Here is an 18049-nt window from a genome sequence, read left to right on the forward strand (position 1 = left end):
CGCGCATCGCCGACGTGCTGGCGATCGAGCTCGATGCCGTCAGTGTCAAGGCGACCACCAGCGAACAACTCGGCTTCACCGGCCGCAGCGAGGGGATCGCCGCCCAGGCGGCCGTGCTGCTGGGCCGGATCGCGCCCTGAAATTTATCGCTGCGGGCCGCATGGCGCCGCAGCGTTCTGTGCCGACTGACCATGCCGGTCAGGCGTCAATGTCCGGATCGAAGGCCCAAGTGAGTTCCCGCATGCATGATGCTTCCTCCCTGCCGCGCGCGCACGGCGCTGCGGTGCTGACCGCGCACATGCGCAGCGTGCCGGATGATTTTCAGGTCGACGAACTGCCGGCCTTTGCGGCCTCCGGCGAGGGCGAGCACCTGCTGTTGAGCGTGCGCAAGCGCGGACAGAACACCGCCTATGTGGCCAAGCGGATCGCGCAATGGGCCGGCATTCCCGAGATGGGCGTCGGCTATGCCGGCCTGAAGGATCGCCATGCAGTGACCACCCAGCGCTTCAGTGTGCATCTGCCGCGCCGCGTCGCCCCCGATCTCGCCGCGCTCGACGATGCCAACGTGCAAGTGGTCGAACACCATTGGCATAACCGCAAGTTGCAACGCGGCGCCTTGCAGGGGAATCGCTTCGTGCTTACGTTGCGGCAGGTGCAGGGCGAGCGCGCGGCCATCGAGCAGCGGCTGCAGGCGATCGCTGCGCGCGGACTTCCCAACTGGTTTGGCGAGCAGCGCTTCGGTCGCGACGGCGGCAATGTGGCCACCGCCTTGGCGATGTTCGGGCATGTCGAACAGGCGGACGGCAGCCTGACGTCGGCGCCGAAGCGGCGTCTGCGCAACGACCAGCGCGCCTTGATGCTGTCGGCCGCGCGGTCGGCATTGTTCAACCGCGTGCTGTCCGCGCGCGTGGCGCAGGCGTGCTGGGATACGCCGCTGGAAGGCGAAGCGTGGATGTTGGATGGCTCGCGCAGCGTATTCGGCCCCGAGCCCTGGACCGATGTATTGGCCGAGCGACTGGCCCGTTTCGATATCCATCCCAGTGGGCCGTTGTGGGGCGCAGGCGCCTTGCGTTCCAGCGGTGAGGCGGCGGCACTGGAACAGCAGGCCTTGTCCGACGCGCAATCGCAGGCCTTGCGTGCGGGGTTGGAAGCCGCCGGCTTGAAGCAGGAGCGGCGCGCATTACGGTTGCGCCCGCTCGAGCTGCAGTTTCAATGGCGCGACGCGCAGACCCTGGAGGTGGCCTTTGCGCTGCCGCCGGGCTGCTACGCCACCGCGCTGTTGTGGGAGCTGGGCGATGTGAGCGACGTCAGCCAGGCCGATTCCGCGACGCACTGATCACGTATCGATCGCCGAGCGGCAACCCAGCCGCTCGCTTCGGCAGCGATGTGCGCTACCGCCGCACATCGGCGTTTGGCGACGCAAGCATGAGCCTGCCGTCGCAGTGAGTCACGGTCGGCCGTCTGTTGCCATCGCCGCGCCGCTGCTCAGCGCCGCGCCAGCAGCACCAGCAAGGCGCCGGTGCCGCCCTGTGTCGGGGGTGCCGAATGAAAGGCGAGTACGTCGTTGCGTTGGCGCAACAGGCGATCCACCAGATTCTTCAGTACCGGCGCGCCGTTGTCCGATTGCAGCCCCTTGCCATGGATGATGCGCACGCAGCCATGCTCGTGCGCATGCGCTTCGGCCAGGAACTGCCGCAGCAAGGCTTCCGCCTGTGCGGCCGTGGCGCCATGCAGGTCCAGCTCGTCCTGCACCGAGAACTGCCCGCGCTTGAGGCGCTGGAACAGTCGCGCCGGCAAGCTGTCGCGTCGATAGCTGGCGGTGTCGCCGGCCTCCAGCGGTGCGCTGCTGCGAAGCAATCGGGCGAATTCGCCTTGCGCCTCCGCCTCGTCGCGCTCGGCCATGCGCGCGCGCGGCTTGGGGCGCGGCGGCGTATTGGCCGGCGGCGCGACCGGGCGGAGCGGGGTGACCTCGCCGATCGCGGCGCGAAACAGCGCGGCATCGTCTTCGTCTTCGGGGTGCGACATGCTGCCAGCGTAGCGCGCCCGGTCGCAGGTGCAAGCGAAGATCGAGCGGGAAGGGGGCGGGCGCATCCGGTATCATGGTCCGGCTTTTCCGAGGAGTCCCATGCGCGTACTGGTTAGCAACGACGATGGCGTCGACGCCCCCGGCATCCAGATCCTGGCCGAGGCGCTGCGCCAGGCCGGTCATGAGGTGATGGTGGTCGCGCCCGATCGCGATCGCTCTGGCGCCAGCAATTCGCTGACGCTGGATGTGCCCATTCGTACCCGCCGGATCGATGCCCAGACCTGTGCGGTCGCCGGCACCCCGACCGACTGCGTGCATCTGGCCTTGACCGGCATGCTCGACTACGACCCCGATATCGTGGTGTCGGGCATCAACAACAGCGCCAATCTCGGCGATGACGTGATCTATTCCGGCACCGTGTCGGCGGCGATGGAAGGTCGCTTCCTCGGTCTGCCGGCGGTCGCAGTGTCGCTGGTCACGCACAACCACCAGGCACACAATTACGAGACCGCCGCGCGCGCAGCGGTGGAGATCGTGGCGCGGCTGAAGGCCGATCCGTTGCCGGCCGACACCATTCTCAACGTCAACGTGCCGGACCTGGCTTGGTCGGACATGCGCGGTTTCGAGGTCACCCGGCTCGGCAACCGCCATCGCTCCGAGCCCTGTGTCCCGCAGAGCGACCCGCGTGGGCGCACCGTGTACTGGATCGGCCCGGCCGGGCCGGAGCAGGACGCGGGGCCGGGCACCGATTTCCATGCGGTGCGGACCGGGTATATCTCGATCACGCCGATCCATGTCGATCTGACCCGTTACCAGGCGCTGGAGACGGTGGCCGGCTGGGTCGGCGGCCTCACCGCCGCGCTGGACGGCCCGGCATGACCCCACGGCTGCGCCTGCAACCGGAAGCGGTCGGCATCGGCATGACCTCGCAACGGGTACGCGACCGTCTGGTCGAACGGCTGCGCGAGGCGGGTATCCAGGACGAGGCCACGCTCAACGCCGTGCGCACCGTGCCGCGTCACTTGTTCATCGATGAGGCGCTGGCCTCGCGCGCCTACGAAGACACCGCGCTGCCGATCGGTCATGGGCAGACCATCTCCCAACCGTGGGTCGTGGCACGCATGACCGAAGCGGTGCTGCAGGTGATGCCGAGCAAGGTGCTGGAAGTGGGCACCGGCTCCGGTTACCAGGGCGCGATCCTGGCCGCGCTCGGTCTGGAGGTTTACACCGTCGAGCGCATCGGCGACCTCTTGCGACAGGCGCGCAAGCGCTTCCGCCAACTCGGTATGAATGTCCGCAGCAAGCACGACGATGGCCGTATCGGCTGGCCCGAACATGGGCCGTACGACGCCATCGTCGTCACTGCCGCTGCGCCGGCGCTGGTGGATGCGCTGATCGACCAGCTTGCCGTTGGCGGTCGCCTGGTGGCGCCGGTCGGTGGTGCGTCCGCGCAGTCGTTGGTGCAGCTGACGCGCGCGGACGACGGCAGCATCGCGCAACAGATTCTGGCCCCGGTCACGTTCGTCCCGCTGTTGTCGGGCATGCTGGATTAATCCATGAGAATTTCTCGATGAAACTATTCGGGCCGTTGTACGACGTGGCCATTCGTTGGTCTCGCCACCGCCGCGCGCCAGCGCTGTTGACCGGCCTCAGCTTCATCGAAGGCTTCATCTTCCCGGTACCGCCGGAAGTGATGCTGGCGCCGATGTCGCTGGCCGCGCCGAAGCGCGCGCTGTGGTTCGCGACCTTGAGTCTGTCGGGTTCGCTGGCCGGTGCGCTGGTCGGCTATCTGCTGGGCCACTTCGCGTTCGCCGCGATGCAGCCGTTGATCGACTGGCTGGGCTGGGGGCCGCGCATCGACGAGCAGGTGCAGCACCTGCGGCAAGTCGTCGCCGAATCGCCGTGGAAGGCATTCTGGCTGCTGGTGATCGTGGGCTTTACCCCGATCCCATTGAAGATCTTCACCTGGGCGTCGGGCGTGGTCGGCGTGCCGATCCTGCCGTTCGTCGCCAGCATGCTGGTCGGGCGGGGCAAGCGGGTGTTTCTGGTGGCCGGCGCGATCCGTCTGGGCGGAGCGCGCGCTGAGGCAGCGTTGCATCGCTGGATCGAGCCGCTCGGCTGGGTGGCGACCGCGGTACTGGTCGGTGGGGCCGGTTGGTTGGCGTGGAGGGCGATGAACGGATGAGTAGGACGCAGATGATGTCGGCACGGACAATGACGGTGATGCTGGCGCTGGCAACGGTGCTGACGGCGTGCAGCAGCGCGACGGTGGTACGTTCGCCGACGGGAGGTTCCAGCGCGGGCGCACGTCCGGCCACGGCGCGGCCATCGGTGCCGCGTCCCGGCGCCACGGTGACGGTGCAACGCGGCGACACGCTCTATGCGATCTCGCGGCGGACCAACATCAGCGCCGCCGACCTGGCGGCCTGGAACGGCCTGTCCTCGCCCAACACCATTTATCCCGGGCAGACCTTGAAACTGTATCCCGCTGGCGCAGGCAGCCGGCCCGCCAATAGCGCACCGGTGGCAGGTAGCCCGGTGCCGGCGCGGCCACCGGCACCGACCACGGCGCCTCCCAGCAGCGGCTTCACCTGGCGCTGGCCGGCCGATGGCGTGGTCGTGGGCACGTTCGTCAGCGGCGAGACCACCAAGCAGGGTGTGGATATCGCCGGCGCCAGTGGACAAGCGGTGCGCGCCGCTGCCGACGGCGTGGTGGTGTATTCCGGCGCAGGCCTGGTCGGCTACGGCGAACTGATCATCATCAAGCACAACGATCAATGGTTGTCGGCCTATGGCCACAACCGCAAACGCCTGGTCAACGAGGGCCAGAACGTGAAGGCGGGGCAGCAGATCGCCGAAATGGGCCGCAGCGGCGCCGCGCGCGACATGCTGCATTTCGAGATCCGCTACAACGGCAAGCCGGTGGATCCGTTGCTGTATTTGCCGAAGAAGTGAGGGGGACCCGGGACCCGGGACCCGGAACCCGCAAAAGCCAGCTTCGGTAGCCTTGTTGCGACGTGATGTATTCGATGTTCGAGGGTGCTTCGTCGAGGTGATCGAACGCTTGCCGCGCAGGCTGCGATCTCTGCGGGCGTGCGCGCCGAGCTGCCGCAAGCGTCATGAACGCCGGGCTGTGCGGCCGAACAGCCGCTGGTTACGCCGGTCGCATCTGCCTGTTCGCCTTACCTGGGTGGCAGTTGACACTTAAGAAGCCTGCGAGATGGATGCTTCGCGGGTCCCGGGTCCCGGGTCCCGATCCTTCTTCATCCCGCCAAAATCATCGCCAGCGCCACCCGCCGGCCTTCGCTGGCCAGCACGTTGTAGGTACGTGCGGCGGCGGCATTGCTCATCGCTTCCAGGCCGATGCCGCGGGTCAGGCAGGCCGCCAGCACCTCGGTCGGGGGAAATCCCTGCTGTTCGCCGGTCCCGAGCAGGACCACGGCCGGCTGCAGCTGCAGCACCGCGTCCATATGCGTGGGTTGCAACTGGTCCAGGCCGGCGACCGGCCACTGCTCGACCAGAGTGTCGGGCATCAGGATGAAGCTCTGTTGCAGGATTTGCTCGTTCACCTTGGCATGGCGGCCATCGGCGGCGCGTAGGGCATAGGCGTAGTCGGGGTGTTCCTGGCTCAGGGGCATGGCGGACTCGGTAGGACGGTCAGCTGCGCGGCAGCACGATCTGGCGCTTGTCTTTGCTGGGGCGATAGAGAATGGCGACATGGCCGATGCGCTGCACCAGCGCGCTGCCGGTGTGGGCAGTGATCTCGGCGATCAGGGCATCGCGGGTCTCGCGATCTTCTGCGGCCACCTTCACCTTGACCAGCTCATGCCGCTCCAGCACCTCCTCCAGTTCGGCCAAAAAGGCGGGAGTGACCCCCTTGCCGCCGGTCTGCAGCAGTGCCTTGAGGTCGTGGGCCTGGCCGCGCAGGAAACGGGTCTGAGCGGGGGTAAGAGCGATGGACATGCAGGATCGACAGGAAGCAAAGGGCGTTCAGGGTATCATGACGGCCCGTTTGGACCCTTCCGTCATGCCCTCCCGCAGCAAAAGCAGCCAGCGTTGGCTCAAGGAACATTTCGCCGATCCCTACGTCAAGAAAGCGCAGGCCGAGGGCATGCGGTCGCGTGCGGCCTACAAGCTGGAAGAGCTGCTGGAGCGCGACCGGCTGCTCAAACCGGACATGGTGGTGGTCGATCTGGGGGCCGCGCCCGGCGGCTGGTCGCAGCAGGTCCGCAAGTCGATGGGCGAGCGTGGCCGGGTGCTGGCGCTGGACATCCTGGACATGCCGCCGCTGGCGGGGGTGGAGTTCCTTCACGGCGACTTCAGGGAGCAAGACGTCCTATCGCAACTGGAGGCCATGCTGGGGGATGTGCCGGTAGACCTTGTCCTGTCGGATATGGCCCCCAATAAGAGTGGCATGGACGCGGTCGACCAACCGCGGATGATGCACCTGGCCGAGCTGGCCATGGAGTTCGCCGACAACCACCTGAAGCCGGGCGGGGCGTTCCTGATCAAGCTCTTCCAGGGCGTCGGATTCGACGATTACATTCGCGAGCTTCGCCGCCGCTATGACAAGGTGACGATCCGCAAGCCGGCGGCCTCGCGCAAGCGGTCGCCGGAAGTTTATGCGCTCGGTCAGGGCAAGCGTGCCCAGATCAAGTAAGCTGCCAACGACCACCGCATCACGCATCGAAGAGTAGAGGGCACCGGAGCCAATGAGGATGAACGACTTGACCAAGAATTTGCTGTTATGGGTAGTCGTCGCGGTGGTGCTGATGGTGGTCTTCCAGAGCTTCTCGCCGCGGATGGCCGGCGGCGCCGGCACCGATTCGATCACCTATACCCAGTTTCTGAAGGAAGTGGACGCCGGCCGCGTGAAGTCGGTGGACTACACCGATGAAACCGGTCTGTCGGTCAATGCGATCCGCTTCAAGCGTGCCGACGGCACCGAGGGCACGGTCTACGGCCCGCGTGACGACAAGCTGGTCGACGTGCTCTACAGCAAGAACATCGAAATGACGCGGCAGAAGCCGGCCACCGGCCCGGGTTTCTGGTCGCTGGTGCTGAATTTCCTGCCGGTCATCCTGATCATCGGCTTCTGGCTGTTCATCATGCGCCAGATGCAGGGTGGCGGTGGCGGTGCCAAGGGGGCGATGAGCTTCGGCAAGTCGCGCGCCAAGTTGCAGGGTGAGGACCAGGTCAAGGTCACGTTCGCCGACGTTGCTGGTTGCGACGAGGCCAAGGAAGAAGTCGGCGAGCTGGTCGACTTCCTGCGCGACCCCACCAAGTTCACCAAGCTCGGCGGCAAGATCCCGCGCGGCGTGTTGATGGTCGGCCCGCCGGGCACCGGCAAGACGCTGTTGGCCAAGGCCATTGCCGGCGAGGCCAAGGTGCCGTTCTTCTCGATCTCCGGTTCGGATTTCGTCGAGATGTTCGTCGGCGTCGGTGCCAGCCGCGTGCGCGACATGTTCGAGCAGGCCAAGAAGCATGCGCCGTGCATCATCTTCATCGACGAGATCGATGCGGTCGGCCGTCATCGCGGTGCTGGCTTGGGCGGCGGTCACGACGAGCGCGAGCAGACCTTGAACCAGCTGCTGGTCGAGATGGACGGCTTCGAAGGGGGCGAGGGCGTGATCGTCATCGCCGCGACCAACCGTCCGGACGTGCTGGATCCTGCGCTGCTGCGCCCGGGTCGCTTCGACCGTCAGGTGGTGGTGGGGCTGCCGGACGTGAAGGGTCGCGAGCAGATCCTGCGCGTGCACATGCGCAAGCTGCCGCTGGCCGACGATGTCGAGCCGCTGGTGATTGCGCGCGGCACCCCGGGGTTCTCCGGTGCCGACCTGGCCAACCTCTGCAATGAGGCGGCGCTATTCGCCGCGCGCGGCAACGAGAAGGAGGTCCGGATGGACCACTTCGATCGTGCCCGCGACAAGATCCTGATGGGTGCCGAGCGTCGCTCGATGGCCATGAGCGAGGACGAGAAGACCTTGACCGCCTATCACGAGGCCGGTCATGCCATCGTTGGTCGCCTGGTGCCCGAGCACGACCCGGTCTACAAGGTCACCATCATTCCGCGCGGCCGCGCGCTGGGTGTGACGATGTACCTGCCCGAGGGCGACAAGTACTCGATGAACCGAGTGGCGATCGAATCGCAGCTGTGCTCGCTGTACGGCGGGCGTGTAGCCGAGGAGCTGATCTTCGGCGGCGACAAGGTCACCACCGGTGCCTCCAACGACATCGAGCGGGCAACCAAGATGGCCCGCAACATGGTGACCAAGTGGGGCTTGTCCGACGAGTTGGGGCCGGTGGCCTATGGCGAGGAAGAGGACGAGGTGTTCCTCGGTCGTTCGGTGACCCAGCACAAGAACGTCTCCGACGAGACCGCGCGCAAGATCGACGAGGTCGTGCGCTCGATCCTCGACAAGGCCTACAGCAAGACCAAGACCATCCTGACCGACAATCTCGACAAGCTGCACACGATGTCGCAGCTGCTGTTGCAGTACGAGACCATCGATGCGCCGCAGATCGACGCCATCATGGAAGGCCGCGAGCCGCCGCCGCCGGCTGGTTGGGGCAAGTCGGGCAAGGATGGCGGCAACAACAATGACAAGGGCAGTCCACGTCCGCTGCCGCCGATCGCCGGTCCGGCCGAACAGCTGTAAGCGGCTGGCGCGTCCGATCGCTACCGAGGCCAGGGCGCAATCCCTGGCCTCGGTGCTTTTGGAAGGCGGCATCGCCGTAGATCGGTCTGCCCCTGGCGGTGCATGCGATCGGTGCGGTGCGCGCGCCACTTGTAGCGCTCTGAACGGCTGTCGCAGGTCCTCGGCGATAGCCTGCCGGAACTCAGGTCGAGACTTGCAATACGCAACTGCGCGCCGACCACTCGCTGGTTGCACGCGGGCGGGCTGCGTGACAATGACGGCCGAGATGGTCGCTGCCTTGGCGGTGGCCAGCGCTGTTGGCCAAGGCGGTGGTCGATGGTCCACCGCGCGTCGCACTGGCTTGCTGGCGTGTATCGCCCCACCACTACGAGGAGTTTCCCGATGTTCGACACCGCGCCCCGCCTGGACTGCGCCGGCCGCTGGCTACGCCTGGATGGCCCGCAGGTCATGGGCATTCTCAACGTGACCCCGGATTCGTTTTCCGACGGCGGTCATCACGCCAGCGTCGAGGCGGCGGTGGCCCATGGTCTGCGTCTGGTGGACGAAGGCGCCGCGGTGCTGGATGTCGGAGGCGAATCGACCCGCCCAGGCGCAGCGCCGGTGCCCGTGGACGAGGAACTGCGCCGGGTGGTGCCGGTGATCGAAGCGCTGGCGGCGCGCACACAGGTGCCGATCAGCGTGGACACCTTCAAACCGGAGGTCATGCGTGCCGCAGTCGCTGCCGGGGCCGGCATGATCAACGACGTGCACGCGCTGCGCGTCCCCGGTGCGCTGGCCGCCGCGGCCGAGCTGGGCGTGCCGGTGGTGCTGATGCACGGCGGTGGCAGCCCGCAGGCGACACAGGCCGAGCCGCAGTACGACGATGTGGTTGCCGAGGTGCACCGCTTCCTGGCCGAACGCATCTTCGCCGCCGAAATGGCCGGTATCGACAAGCGCCGCCTGCTGCTGGATCCGGGCTTCGGTTTCGACAAGAACACTGCGCACAACCTGACCTTGTTGGCGCACTTGCAACGACTGCAGGAGTTCGGGCTGCCGGTGCTGGCCGGGCTGTCACGCAAGCGTACGATCGGCGAGCTGACCGGGCATGCCGAACCGGTCGCGCGCGTGCATGGCTCGGTGGCCGCGCACCTGATCGCCGCCCAGCACGGCGCCCAACTGCTGCGGGTGCACGACGTGGCCGCGACCGTCGATGCCTTGAAGGTGTGGACCGCCGTGGCGGCGATTCCGGTCCCGCGCACGAGCACCGCGGCCGCGCCGGCGATTCGCTGGCCGGACGAGGACTGATGGCAGCCGACCGCCGGCCATTGGCGCTCGCCCTGATGGGCCCCACCGCCAGCGGCAAGACCGCGTTGGCGCTGGAGGTGGCGCAGCGGTGGAATGGCGAGATCGTCAGCGTCGATTCGGCGCTGGTCTACCGTGGGCTGAACATCGGCGCGGCCAAGCCGGACGCGGCCATGCGCGCCGCAGTGCCGCATCATCTGATCGATCTGCGCGATCCCTGGCAGGTGTATTCGGCCGCCGAGTTCGCCCATGACGCCCGCCAGGCCATCGCCCAGATCGTCGCCCGCGGCAAGCTGCCGATCCTGGCGGGCGGCACCGGCCTGTATTTCCGGGCGTTGCTGGATGGGCTTGCCCAGCTGCCAGAGGCAGACGTGGAGGTCCGTCGCCAGATCGCCGACGAGGCCGCCCAGCACGGTTGGACGGCCTTGCATGCGCAGCTGGCACAGATCGATCCGGTCGCCGCGGCGCGGATTCACGCGACCGATCCGCAGCGCATCCAGCGTGCGCTGGAGGTCTACCGGATCAGTGGCAAGCCCATCAGTCACTGGCAGGCCCAGCCCGGCGGTCCGCGACTGCCACTACGGGTCCTCAAGCTGGTGCTGGCTCCGCGCGAGCGATCGGTGCTGCATGCACGCATTGCTGCGCGGCTGGATGCCATGCTGACCGACGGGCTGCTGGAAGAAGTGCAGCGGCTAAGGGCGCTGCCGCAGATGCAGGCGGTGGCGGCGCCGTTGGACCTGCCGGCGGTGCGGGCGGTCGGTTACCGCCAGGCCTGGGAGTACCTGGACGGTGCCGCCAGCCTGGATGGCTTCCGCGACAAGGCCGTGCAGGCCACCCGGCAACTGGCCAAGCGGCAGCTGACCTGGTTGCGCGGCGAACTGGACGCCCGCTGGTTCGACCCGGAGCATGATCGGTATCAACTGGAACAGGCACTTGTCGCCTTCCTCGCTGATCGGCCCGCTGCACTGCCGCCATCAGGCGTGTAACATCGCTTATCCGGGGCCAGCTGCGGGGATGGCAGCGGTCAGCGGATCGATAAAAACAATAATGAGATCAGGAGGCGTATTTCGATGGCCAAGGGGCAATCTTTGCAGGACCCGTTCCTCAACGCGTTGCGGCGCGAGCGAGTGCCGGTGTCCGTCTATCTGGTGAACGGCATCAAGCTGCAGGGGACGATCGAATCCTTCGATCAGTTCGTGGTCTTGTTGCGCAACACGGTCAGCCAGATGGTCTACAAGCATGCGATCTCCACCGTGGTCCCGGCGCGCAACGTGCGGGTGGGTCCTGGCGGCGGTTACGTGCAATCCAACGAGAACAACCAGGCGGATGATGACGACGTCGAGCAGTAATGGAGTGATGCGTGTTTGACCGTTCGCGCAAGGGCGAACACGCGCTGTTGATCCAGACCCACGCCGGTGGGCCTGCGGAAGAGGATGTGCTGGAAGAGTTCGCCGACCTCGCCAAGTCGGCGGGCGCCACCATTGCCGCGACATTGACCGCGCGCATCGACAAGCCTAGCCCATCGACGCTGATCGGCAGCGGCAAGCTGGAAGAGGTCAAGGCCGCCGCCGATGCCACTGGCGCGGACCTGGTGCTGGTCAACCACACCTTGTCGCCTGGCCAGGAACGCAACTTGGAGCGCTACCTGGAGCGGCGAGTCATCGACCGCACCGGACTGATCCTGGATATCTTCGCGCAACGTGCGCGCAGCCACGAAGGCAAGCTGCAGGTCGAGTTGGCGCAGTTGCGCCACATGGCCACGCGCCTGGTGCGTGGCTGGACCCACCTTGAGCGTCAGCGCGGCGGTTCGATCGGCCTGCGGGGTCCTGGCGAAACCCAGTTGGAAACCGATCGTCGCTTGCTGCAGAAGCGGGTCGAGCAACTGCAGAAGCGATTGGAGAAGGTCGAGGTGCAGCGCAGCCAGATGCGGCGGGCTCGCATGCGCAGCGAATTGCCGCGCATCGCTCTGGTCGGCTACACCAATGCCGGCAAGTCGACGCTGTTCAATGCGCTCACCGGTGCGGAGGCCTATGCCGCCGACCAGTTGTTCGCCACCCTCGATCCGACCGTGCGACGCATTGCCCTGCCAGGCGGCAGCGCGGTGCTCGCCGATACGGTCGGCTTCGTACGCGATCTGCCGCACGAGCTGGTTGCGGCATTCCGTTCCACCTTGTCCGAAGCGCGCGATGCCGACCTGTTGCTGCATGTGGTCGATGCCGCCGATCCGCTGCGCGAGGAGCGCATCCAGCAGGTCGACGATGTGTTGCAGGCGGTCGGTGCCGGCGAGCTGCCGCAGTTGCTGGTGTTCAACAAGATCGACCGGATCGAGGGCGCCGAAGTGCGCCACGACGCGCAGGATGGCATTCCCGACCAGGCGCGGCGCGAGCGGGTGTGGATCTCCGCACGCGACGGCCGCGGCCTGGAAGAACTGCAGCGTGCGCTCGGCAAGCGACTGGATCTACGCCACATCACCGGCGCATTGCGATTGCCGCCATCGTCGGGGCGGTTACGCTCCAAGCTGCACCAGTTGGAAGTGGTCCGCCACGAGCAGTCCGACGAAGAGGGATGGCTGCTGGAGGTGGACTTGCCGTTGGTGGAAGCCGAGCGGCTGGCCGCCAGCGCAGATGGGGCGCCACTGCGTGCCTTGCTGCCGTCGCGTCTTGAGGAGTGGGAGTCCTAGTCCTGAGCGATCCGCAGGGCACGCCCTGTGCCTGCATCCTCGCTGCGCTCGGGACCATCGTCTGCGCGCGCCTCTCTTGCTTGTCCGGTCTGAACCGAGGCCATGCCGCCGATTGCGATTGGCGGCATGGCCGCAGACAGCGGCAATGAATTGGGCTACAACGCGGGTTGCTCCCGATCGCCCCACGCCCCATGTCCCTTGCCACCGATTCCGAACTCCAGCAGCTGGCCGAAACGCTGGGACAGCAATTGCTGGCCGCGCGCGAGCGCCTGGTCACCGCCGAGAGCTGCACCGGCGGTTGGATCGCCAAGGCGGTGACCGATGTCGCCGGTTCTTCGCACTGGTTCGATTGCGGCATGGCGGCGTATAGCTACGAGGCCAAGCAGGCGCTATTGGGCGTGCGCCCGCAAACTCTGGAGGTCCATGGTGCGGTCAGCCGCGAAACGGTGATCGAAATGGTGTCCGGTGCGTTGGTGCATTCCGGCGCCAGTATCGGCGTCGCGGTAACCGGTATCGCCGGGCCAGGCGGTGGGAGCGAAGGCAAGCCGGTCGGTACGGTGTGGATCGGCTGGAAGCGACGCGGTGGCTATGCGACGGCACAGGTGTTTCAGTTTGCTGGTGACCGTGACGCGGTGCGCCGTCAAACCGTGGCGGCCGCCTTGCGTGGTTTGAGCGCGCAGTTCTAGCGTCGCCTGGCGCGGCGATTGCTGCATCGGGCGGCAGGCGCAGCGGCATCGATGCAGACGCATGCGCCCTGCGATCGCGCGCAAGCTCCAGGGCAGGAAGAATGGCAAGCCATGGCGGGCGCTGCGATGCGCGCCGGCGCTGAAGATACATTTCAAGCAGGTGCCGATGGTGGCCTGGCGCGACAGCGGCGCGAGGATCGGCTACAAACAAATTCCCCGAGACGAGTCGTACGCGATGTTGCAGTTCATGCCGTTCCTTTCCAGGTGTTTCAGCGGTCGCTGCCGTACGCCCCGCCTGCTGGCGGCTACGCCCGCTGGCGCTGGAGGTCGGGTGCGTGGGCCACGGCTGGCGTCTGTCTCGATGGCATTGCGGTTGGATCGCGGGCAGCAGGCGAACCTGTTGGCGCTGGTCGGCGCCCATTGGCTACGGCCGCTGGCGCGGGCGTGCGCGGTCAGGTCACGCGGCAATCGCAGCCAGCGCGGGAGTGCGTGCTGATGTGGGAGGCGTTGGGTACGGTCCGCGATCTCGGTCGCCTGCAGGAAGTGGCGGCAGTGCTGATTCGCTATGGCTTTGGCGATCTGGTGCGCCGGATCGGCCTGGCCGATGTGCTGGAGCGGGCAGGGCGGCTGCTGCATTGGAATAACGCCGATGGGCGCTTGCGCCTGTCCGCTGCGATGCGCGTACGGCGCGCGTTGGAGGAACTCGGCCCCACCTTCGTCAAGCTGGGTCAGGTGCTGGCGACGCGGGTCGATCTGCTGCCGCCGGATTGGATCGAGGAACTGAGCGAGTTGCAGAACTCCGTGCCGGCCTTGCCGTTCGCGCAGATCCGTCCGCAACTGGTGGCCGCGCTGGGCATGGAGCCGGAACAGGTATTTGCCACGCTCGACGAGCAGCCATTGGCGGCCGCCTCGCTGGCGCAGACGCACCGTGCCTGGTTGGCCGATGGCCGGCCGGTGGTGTTGAAGATTCGCCGGCCCGGGATCGGCGACACCATCGATGCGGATCTGCGCCTGCTGGCGCGGCTGGCCGAGATCGTCGAAGCGCGTGCGCCGGATCTCAAACGCTACCGACCGGCCGAGGTGGTCCAACAGTTCACCCTCTCGCTGCGGCGCGAGCTCGATTTCGCCGCCGAATGCCGCAATGCCGAGCGGATCGCGGCCAACTTCGCCGGCGATCCGCGCGTCTTGGTGCCGGGTGTGCATTGGCAATGGACCTGCGAATCGCTCAACGTGCAGGACTTCGTCGACGGCATCCCTGGTCGTGATCTGGCTGCGGTCGATGCCGCCGGACTCGATCGCAAGCAGTTGGCGCGCACCGGTGCCGGTATCGTGTTGAAGATGATGCTGGAGGATGGTTGTTTCCATGCCGATCCGCATCCGGGCAATGTTTTCTATCTGCGCGACGGCCGCATCGCAGTGATCGACTTCGGCATGGTCGGGCGCATCGCCGAGCAGCGGAGGCTGCAGGTCGCGCAATTGCTGCATGGCATGGTCAGCTGCGATGCGGAAGCGGTGATCGACGTGCTGCTGGACTGGGCCGGCACGCGCCTGGATATCGACGAGCTACGCCTGCAGCAGGACATCGGCGCCTTCGTCGACGAATACCGCGGAGTGGCGCTGAAGGAGTTGCGCATCGGCGCGATGCTCGCCGATGTCACCGCCATCCTGCGCGACCATGGCCTCACCTTGCCATCGGATCTGGCCTTGATGATCAAGGCGTTCCTGACCCTGGAAGGCATGGGCCGCCAGCTCGATCCGGATTTCGACATGGCCAGCGAGGCGCGTCCTTATCTGGAGCGCGTGGTATTGCAGCGCTACGCGCCTGGCGCAGTACTGCGGCGCGGCCGACGGACGCTGACCAACGCCATCGATCTGCTCGGCGATCTGCCGCGTGATCTCAAGCGCCTGCTGCAGGCCGCACGCCGCGGCAGCTTGCAGTTGCACGTGGAGACGCGTGCCTTGCGCGAGTTCGGCGAGCAGGTCGATCGCGCCGCCAATCGCCTGACGATGGGGATCGTGACCGCAGCCTTGGTGATCGGCTCGTCGATCGTGATGAATAGCGTCGGCGGTATCTCCAGCCGCTGGCTGTTGGCGATGGGCGTCAGCGGCTTCATCGGCGCGGCCCTGTGCGGCTTCTGGATCCTGTTCTCGATCTGGCGCAGCAGGCGCTAGCTGGACCCGCGAAGCGGGGGAGGCTTGCATGGTCACGCGTTAGTAGTAATACTACTAACCATGGACCTGACCGACACCCAGCACGCCATTCTGGCCATGATCGCCGAGCGCATCGACGCCGACGGTGTGCCGCCTTCACAGACCGAGATCGCGCGCGCCTTTGGTTTCAAGGGCGTGCGTGCGGCGCAGTACCACCTGGAAGCGCTGGAGCAGGCCGGGGCGATCCGCCGCGTGCCGGGCCAGGCGCGCGGCATCCGGCTGGCCGGCCCGGTCGCTGGTGACAGGGCTGCCGAAGCGGCGCCGGCCATCGCCGACGACGTGCTGCGGCTGCCAATCCTGGGGCGCGTGGCCGCTGGCCTGCCGATCGGCGCGGACTTGGGGTCTGACGACTTCGTTGTGCTCGATCGAGTGTTCTTCTCGCCTTCGCCAGACTACCTGCTGAAGGTGCAGGGCGATTCGATGCGCGACGAGGGCATCTTCAATGGCGACCTGATCGGCGTGCATCGCACGCGCGATGCGCGCTCCGGGCAGATCGTGGTGGCACGGATCGACGAGGAGATCACCGTCAAGCTGCTGAAGATCGGCAAGGACCGGATCCGCTTGCTGCCACGCAATCCCGACTACGCGCCGATCGAGGTCCAGCCGGATCAGGATTTCGCCATCGAAGGCCTGTATTGCGGCCTGTTGCGGCCGAATCGGTGAGGCATGCGCCGATCGCCGGACGTGCCGTTTCCCGAGCCGTCCCCACGGAACATCCCGCTGCCGCCGTCCCTGCCGCCTGCTTATCGTGAGGGTGTCGCCGACAGTCTCAGCCTGTGCGATACACCGCCGCTACATTAGCCCCATACCGAATCACTGACGAGGACACCCCAAGATGGACGAGAACAAGAAGCGCGCGCTTTCCGCTGCCCTGAGCCAGATCGAGAAGCAATTCGGCAAGGGCTCGGTGATGCGCATGGGCGACCGGGTCATCGAGGCCGTGGAAGTCATTCCGACCGGCTCGCTGATGCTGGACATCGCCCTGGGCATCGGCGGCCTGCCGAAGGGACGTGTGGTCGAGATCTATGGGCCGGAGTCCTCGGGCAAGACCACCCTGACCTTGCAGGCCATTGCCGAATGCCAGAAGAAGGGCGGCACGGCGGCCTTCATCGACGCCGAGCACGCGCTGGATCCGATCTATGCCGCCAAGCTGGGCGTCAACGTCGACGACCTGCTGTTGTCGCAGCCGGATACCGGCGAGCAGGCGTTGGAAATCGCCGACATGCTGGTGCGCTCGGGGTCGGTGGACATCGTGGTGGTCGACTCGGTCGCCGCGCTGACGCCCAAGGCGGAAATCGAAGGCGAGATGGGCGATCAGTTGCCCGGTCTGCAGGCGCGTCTGATGAGCCAGGCGCTGCGCAAGCTGACCGGCAACATCAAGCGCTCCAACACGCTGGTAATCTTCATCAACCAGTTGCGTATGAAAATCGGTGTGATGATGCCGGGCCAGAGCCCGGAAACCACCACCGGCGGTAATGCGCTGAAGTTCTACGCTTCGGTGCGTCTGGATATCCGCCGGATCGGCGCGATCAAGAAGGGCGACGAAATCATCGGCAATCAGACCAAGGTCAAGGTGGTCAAGAACAAGCTTGCGCCTCCGTTCAAGCAGATTGTCACCGAGATCCTCTATGGCGAGGGCATCAGCCGCGAAGGCGAGCTGATCGACATGGGTGTGGAGGCCAAATTGGTGGACAAGGCTGGCGCCTGGTACAGCTACGGAGATGAGCGCATCGGCCAAGGCAAGGACAATGCCCGCGGTTACCTGCGCGACAACCCGCAGGTCGCGGCCAAGCTCGAGGCTGAGCTGCGCGAGAAGTTCCAGCCGGCCGAAGCTGCGCGCGAGGCGGACGACGGCGACGACGAGTGAGTTTTCCCTATCGCGGGGACGGCGGGGTCAGTGCCGTCGCTCCTCGCGGTAGTTCTATGCAGGCCAGGAGGGCAGGCGCCAAGGAGGGCGCATTGATCGACCCAAGTGGGGAGACGCCACGATGAACGAGCAGGATCCCGCTCCCAAGCGGGGGCGCCGGTTCAAGGAGCAGACTCCAGTCCAGCGGGCGCTGGGGCTGCTGGTGCGACGCGAGCACTCACGCAAGGAGTTGCGTCGCAAGCTGCAATCCCGCGGCATCGCGGCAGAGGCCGCCGACGAGGCGATTACGCGTCTGGCCGAGGCTGGCTGGCAGGACGACGCGCGCTTTGCCGCATCGGTCGTGCATGGGCGTGCGCAGTCCGGCTACGGGCCTTTGCATGTGCGCGCCGAATTGGCCATGCACGGATTGGATAACGAAGCCATTGGGGTCGCAATGGACGGCTACGAAGGCGACTGGACCGAGAATGCGCGGGCCTTGGTGCGCCGCCGCTTCGGTGATGATGGTCCGGTGGACCTGGCGCAGCGGCGCAAGGCCGCCGATCTGCTCGCTCGGCGCGGTTTTGACGGCGGCAGCATCCGGGCGGCGACGCGGCTGGATCTGGACGACTAGCGGCTGGGGGAGTGAGGACTGGGCGTGCA

General features: G+C 66.6%; 21 protein-coding genes. 18 read left to right on the forward strand and 3 right to left on the reverse strand.

Going from position 1 to position 18049, the window contains the following annotated elements; translation table 11 throughout:
• Nucleotides 1-140 (forward strand): 2-C-methyl-D-erythritol 2,4-cyclodiphosphate synthase (locus CKY51_RS00455; protein ID WP_211904839.1); only part of this gene is annotated, 140 nt, incomplete at its 5' end.
• A 101-nt stretch (nt 141-241) separates the two neighbouring features.
• Complete coding sequence (gene truD, locus CKY51_RS00460; protein WP_022972955.1) at nt 242-1336, forward strand: tRNA pseudouridine(13) synthase TruD; 1095 nt, start codon at nt 242-244, stop codon at nt 1334-1336.
• Nucleotides 1337-1485: 149 nt separating this feature from the next.
• Here the strand turns inward: truD and CKY51_RS00465 are convergent, their stop codons facing one another.
• Complete coding sequence (locus tag CKY51_RS00465; protein WP_022972954.1) at nt 1486-2025, reverse strand: Smr/MutS family protein; 540 nt, start codon at nt 2023-2025, stop codon at nt 1486-1488.
• 100 nt (nt 2026-2125) lie between these two features.
• Between CKY51_RS00465 and surE the strand changes: the two genes are divergently transcribed.
• From surE to CKY51_RS00485, 4 genes are read left to right on the forward strand one after another with little or no spacing between them, the layout of a single operon-like run.
• Nucleotides 2126-2905 carry a 5'/3'-nucleotidase SurE gene (surE, locus tag CKY51_RS00470; protein WP_022972953.1) on the forward strand — a complete coding sequence of 260 codons (780 nt, stop codon included), beginning with the start codon at nt 2126-2128 and terminating at the stop codon, nt 2903-2905.
• Nucleotides 2902-3579 carry a protein-L-isoaspartate(D-aspartate) O-methyltransferase gene (locus CKY51_RS00475; protein WP_022972952.1) on the forward strand — a complete coding sequence of 226 codons (678 nt, stop codon included), beginning with the start codon at nt 2902-2904 and terminating at the stop codon, nt 3577-3579. Before surE ends, CKY51_RS00475 begins: the two co-directional genes overlap by 4 nt.
• Before the next feature lie 17 nt (nt 3580-3596).
• Nucleotides 3597-4211 (forward strand): YqaA family protein, encoded by a 615-nt coding sequence (locus CKY51_RS00480; protein ID WP_022972951.1) that lies wholly within the window; start codon nt 3597-3599, stop codon nt 4209-4211.
• Nucleotides 4208-4981: a peptidoglycan DD-metalloendopeptidase family protein gene (locus tag CKY51_RS00485; RefSeq protein WP_031340079.1), complete on the forward strand. Its 774-nt coding sequence runs from the start codon at nt 4208-4210 to the stop codon at nt 4979-4981. The genes CKY51_RS00480 and CKY51_RS00485 overlap by 4 nt, the downstream gene beginning before the upstream one ends.
• A gap of 308 nt (nt 4982-5289) precedes the next feature.
• Here CKY51_RS00485 and CKY51_RS00490 read toward each other — a convergent pair whose 3' ends face one another.
• Together CKY51_RS00490 and yhbY are read right to left on the reverse strand one after the other, a co-directional pair.
• A complete protein-coding gene (locus CKY51_RS00490) occupies nt 5290-5664 on the reverse strand; it encodes an Mth938-like domain-containing protein (protein ID WP_022972949.1) in 375 nt (124 codons plus the stop codon).
• Nucleotides 5665-5683: 19 nt separating this feature from the next.
• Nucleotides 5684-5989 carry a ribosome assembly RNA-binding protein YhbY gene (yhbY, locus tag CKY51_RS00495; RefSeq protein ID WP_022972948.1) on the reverse strand — a complete coding sequence of 102 codons (306 nt, stop codon included), beginning with the start codon at nt 5987-5989 and terminating at the stop codon, nt 5684-5686.
• Nucleotides 5990-6053: 64 nt separating this feature from the next.
• On the opposite strand from yhbY, the gene rlmE reads away from it, so the two are divergent.
• From rlmE to recX, 12 genes are all read left to right on the forward strand, one after another.
• Complete coding sequence (rlmE, locus tag CKY51_RS00500) at nt 6054-6686, forward strand: 23S rRNA (uridine(2552)-2'-O)-methyltransferase RlmE (protein ID WP_022972947.1); 633 nt, start codon at nt 6054-6056, stop codon at nt 6684-6686.
• Between the two features lie 58 nt (nt 6687-6744).
• Nucleotides 6745-8685 carry an ATP-dependent zinc metalloprotease FtsH gene (ftsH, locus tag CKY51_RS00505; RefSeq protein ID WP_170292280.1) on the forward strand — a complete coding sequence of 647 codons (1941 nt, stop codon included), beginning with the start codon at nt 6745-6747 and terminating at the stop codon, nt 8683-8685.
• A gap of 381 nt (nt 8686-9066) precedes the next feature.
• Complete coding sequence (folP, locus tag CKY51_RS00510) at nt 9067-9969, forward strand: dihydropteroate synthase (RefSeq protein WP_022972945.1); 903 nt, start codon at nt 9067-9069, stop codon at nt 9967-9969.
• On the forward strand, nt 9969-10952 hold the full coding sequence (gene miaA / locus CKY51_RS00515; RefSeq protein ID WP_031340078.1) for a tRNA (adenosine(37)-N6)-dimethylallyltransferase MiaA: 984 nt from the start codon (nt 9969-9971) through the stop codon (nt 10950-10952). Before folP ends, miaA begins: the two co-directional genes overlap by 1 nt.
• An 84-nt stretch (nt 10953-11036) precedes the next feature.
• Nucleotides 11037-11315 (forward strand): RNA chaperone Hfq, encoded by a 279-nt coding sequence (hfq, locus tag CKY51_RS00520; protein ID WP_022972943.1) that lies wholly within the window; start codon nt 11037-11039, stop codon nt 11313-11315.
• 11 nt (nt 11316-11326) lie between these two features.
• On the forward strand, nt 11327-12646 hold the full coding sequence (hflX, locus tag CKY51_RS00525; protein WP_022972942.1) for a ribosome rescue GTPase HflX: 1320 nt from the start codon (nt 11327-11329) through the stop codon (nt 12644-12646).
• A 191-nt stretch (nt 12647-12837) separates the two neighbouring features.
• Nucleotides 12838-13332 carry a CinA family protein gene (locus CKY51_RS00530; protein ID WP_022972941.1) on the forward strand — a complete coding sequence of 165 codons (495 nt, stop codon included), beginning with the start codon at nt 12838-12840 and terminating at the stop codon, nt 13330-13332.
• 61 nt (nt 13333-13393) lie between these two features.
• Nucleotides 13394-13828 (forward strand): hypothetical protein, encoded by a 435-nt coding sequence (locus CKY51_RS00535; protein WP_022972940.1) that lies wholly within the window; start codon nt 13394-13396, stop codon nt 13826-13828.
• Nucleotides 13828-15504, forward strand: coding sequence for a 2-polyprenylphenol 6-hydroxylase (ubiB, locus tag CKY51_RS00540; RefSeq protein ID WP_022972939.1), 1677 nt, complete (start codon nt 13828-13830; stop codon nt 15502-15504). The genes CKY51_RS00535 and ubiB overlap by 1 nt, the downstream gene beginning before the upstream one ends.
• Nucleotides 15505-15564: 60 nt before the next feature.
• Nucleotides 15565-16206 carry a transcriptional repressor LexA gene (gene lexA / locus CKY51_RS00545; RefSeq protein WP_022972938.1) on the forward strand — a complete coding sequence of 214 codons (642 nt, stop codon included), beginning with the start codon at nt 15565-15567 and terminating at the stop codon, nt 16204-16206.
• Between the two features lie 172 nt (nt 16207-16378).
• Nucleotides 16379-17410, forward strand: a complete 1032-nt coding sequence (recA, locus tag CKY51_RS00550) for a recombinase RecA (RefSeq protein WP_152248729.1) — start codon at nt 16379-16381, stop codon at nt 17408-17410.
• Nucleotides 17411-17531: 121 nt separating this feature from the next.
• Nucleotides 17532-18020, forward strand: a complete 489-nt coding sequence (recX, locus tag CKY51_RS00555; RefSeq protein ID WP_022972936.1) for a recombination regulator RecX — start codon at nt 17532-17534, stop codon at nt 18018-18020.
• The last annotated feature ends 29 nt before the right edge of the window (nt 18021-18049 follow it).

The sequence above is a fragment of the Xanthomonas maliensis genome (assembly GCF_009192945.1).
In the GTDB taxonomy this organism is placed as follows: domain Bacteria; phylum Pseudomonadota; class Gammaproteobacteria; order Xanthomonadales; family Xanthomonadaceae; genus Xanthomonas; species Xanthomonas maliensis.

Excerpts from the sequence above, each read along its gene's own strand:
- truD (WP_022972955.1), top strand. The coding sequence starts at position 242 with ATGCATGATGCTTCCTCCCTGCCGCGCGCGCACGGCGCTGCGGTGCTG.
- CKY51_RS00465 (WP_022972954.1), bottom strand. The coding sequence starts at position 2,025 with ATGTCGCACCCCGAAGACGAAGACGATGCCGCGCTGTTTCGCGCCGCG.
- surE (WP_022972953.1), top strand. The coding sequence starts at position 2,126 with ATGCGCGTACTGGTTAGCAACGACGATGGCGTCGACGCCCCCGGCATC.
- CKY51_RS00475 (WP_022972952.1), top strand. The coding sequence starts at position 2,902 with ATGACCCCACGGCTGCGCCTGCAACCGGAAGCGGTCGGCATCGGCATG.
- CKY51_RS00480 (WP_022972951.1), top strand. The coding sequence starts at position 3,597 with ATGAAACTATTCGGGCCGTTGTACGACGTGGCCATTCGTTGGTCTCGC.
- CKY51_RS00485 (WP_031340079.1), top strand. The coding sequence starts at position 4,208 with ATGAGTAGGACGCAGATGATGTCGGCACGGACAATGACGGTGATGCTG.
- CKY51_RS00490 (WP_022972949.1), bottom strand. The coding sequence starts at position 5,664 with ATGCCCCTGAGCCAGGAACACCCCGACTACGCCTATGCCCTACGCGCC.
- yhbY (WP_022972948.1), bottom strand. The coding sequence starts at position 5,989 with ATGTCCATCGCTCTTACCCCCGCTCAGACCCGTTTCCTGCGCGGCCAG.
- rlmE (WP_022972947.1), top strand. The coding sequence starts at position 6,054 with ATGCCCTCCCGCAGCAAAAGCAGCCAGCGTTGGCTCAAGGAACATTTC.
- ftsH (WP_170292280.1), top strand. The coding sequence starts at position 6,745 with ATGAACGACTTGACCAAGAATTTGCTGTTATGGGTAGTCGTCGCGGTG.
- folP (WP_022972945.1), top strand. The coding sequence starts at position 9,067 with ATGTTCGACACCGCGCCCCGCCTGGACTGCGCCGGCCGCTGGCTACGC.
- miaA (WP_031340078.1), top strand. The coding sequence starts at position 9,969 with ATGGCAGCCGACCGCCGGCCATTGGCGCTCGCCCTGATGGGCCCCACC.
- hfq (WP_022972943.1), top strand. The coding sequence starts at position 11,037 with ATGGCCAAGGGGCAATCTTTGCAGGACCCGTTCCTCAACGCGTTGCGG.
- CKY51_RS00530 (WP_022972941.1), top strand. The coding sequence starts at position 12,838 with ATGTCCCTTGCCACCGATTCCGAACTCCAGCAGCTGGCCGAAACGCTG.
- CKY51_RS00535 (WP_022972940.1), top strand. The coding sequence starts at position 13,394 with ATGCGCCCTGCGATCGCGCGCAAGCTCCAGGGCAGGAAGAATGGCAAG.
- ubiB (WP_022972939.1), top strand. The coding sequence starts at position 13,828 with ATGTGGGAGGCGTTGGGTACGGTCCGCGATCTCGGTCGCCTGCAGGAA.
- lexA (WP_022972938.1), top strand. The coding sequence starts at position 15,565 with ATGGACCTGACCGACACCCAGCACGCCATTCTGGCCATGATCGCCGAG.
- recA (WP_152248729.1), top strand. The coding sequence starts at position 16,379 with ATGGACGAGAACAAGAAGCGCGCGCTTTCCGCTGCCCTGAGCCAGATC.
- recX (WP_022972936.1), top strand. The coding sequence starts at position 17,532 with ATGAACGAGCAGGATCCCGCTCCCAAGCGGGGGCGCCGGTTCAAGGAG.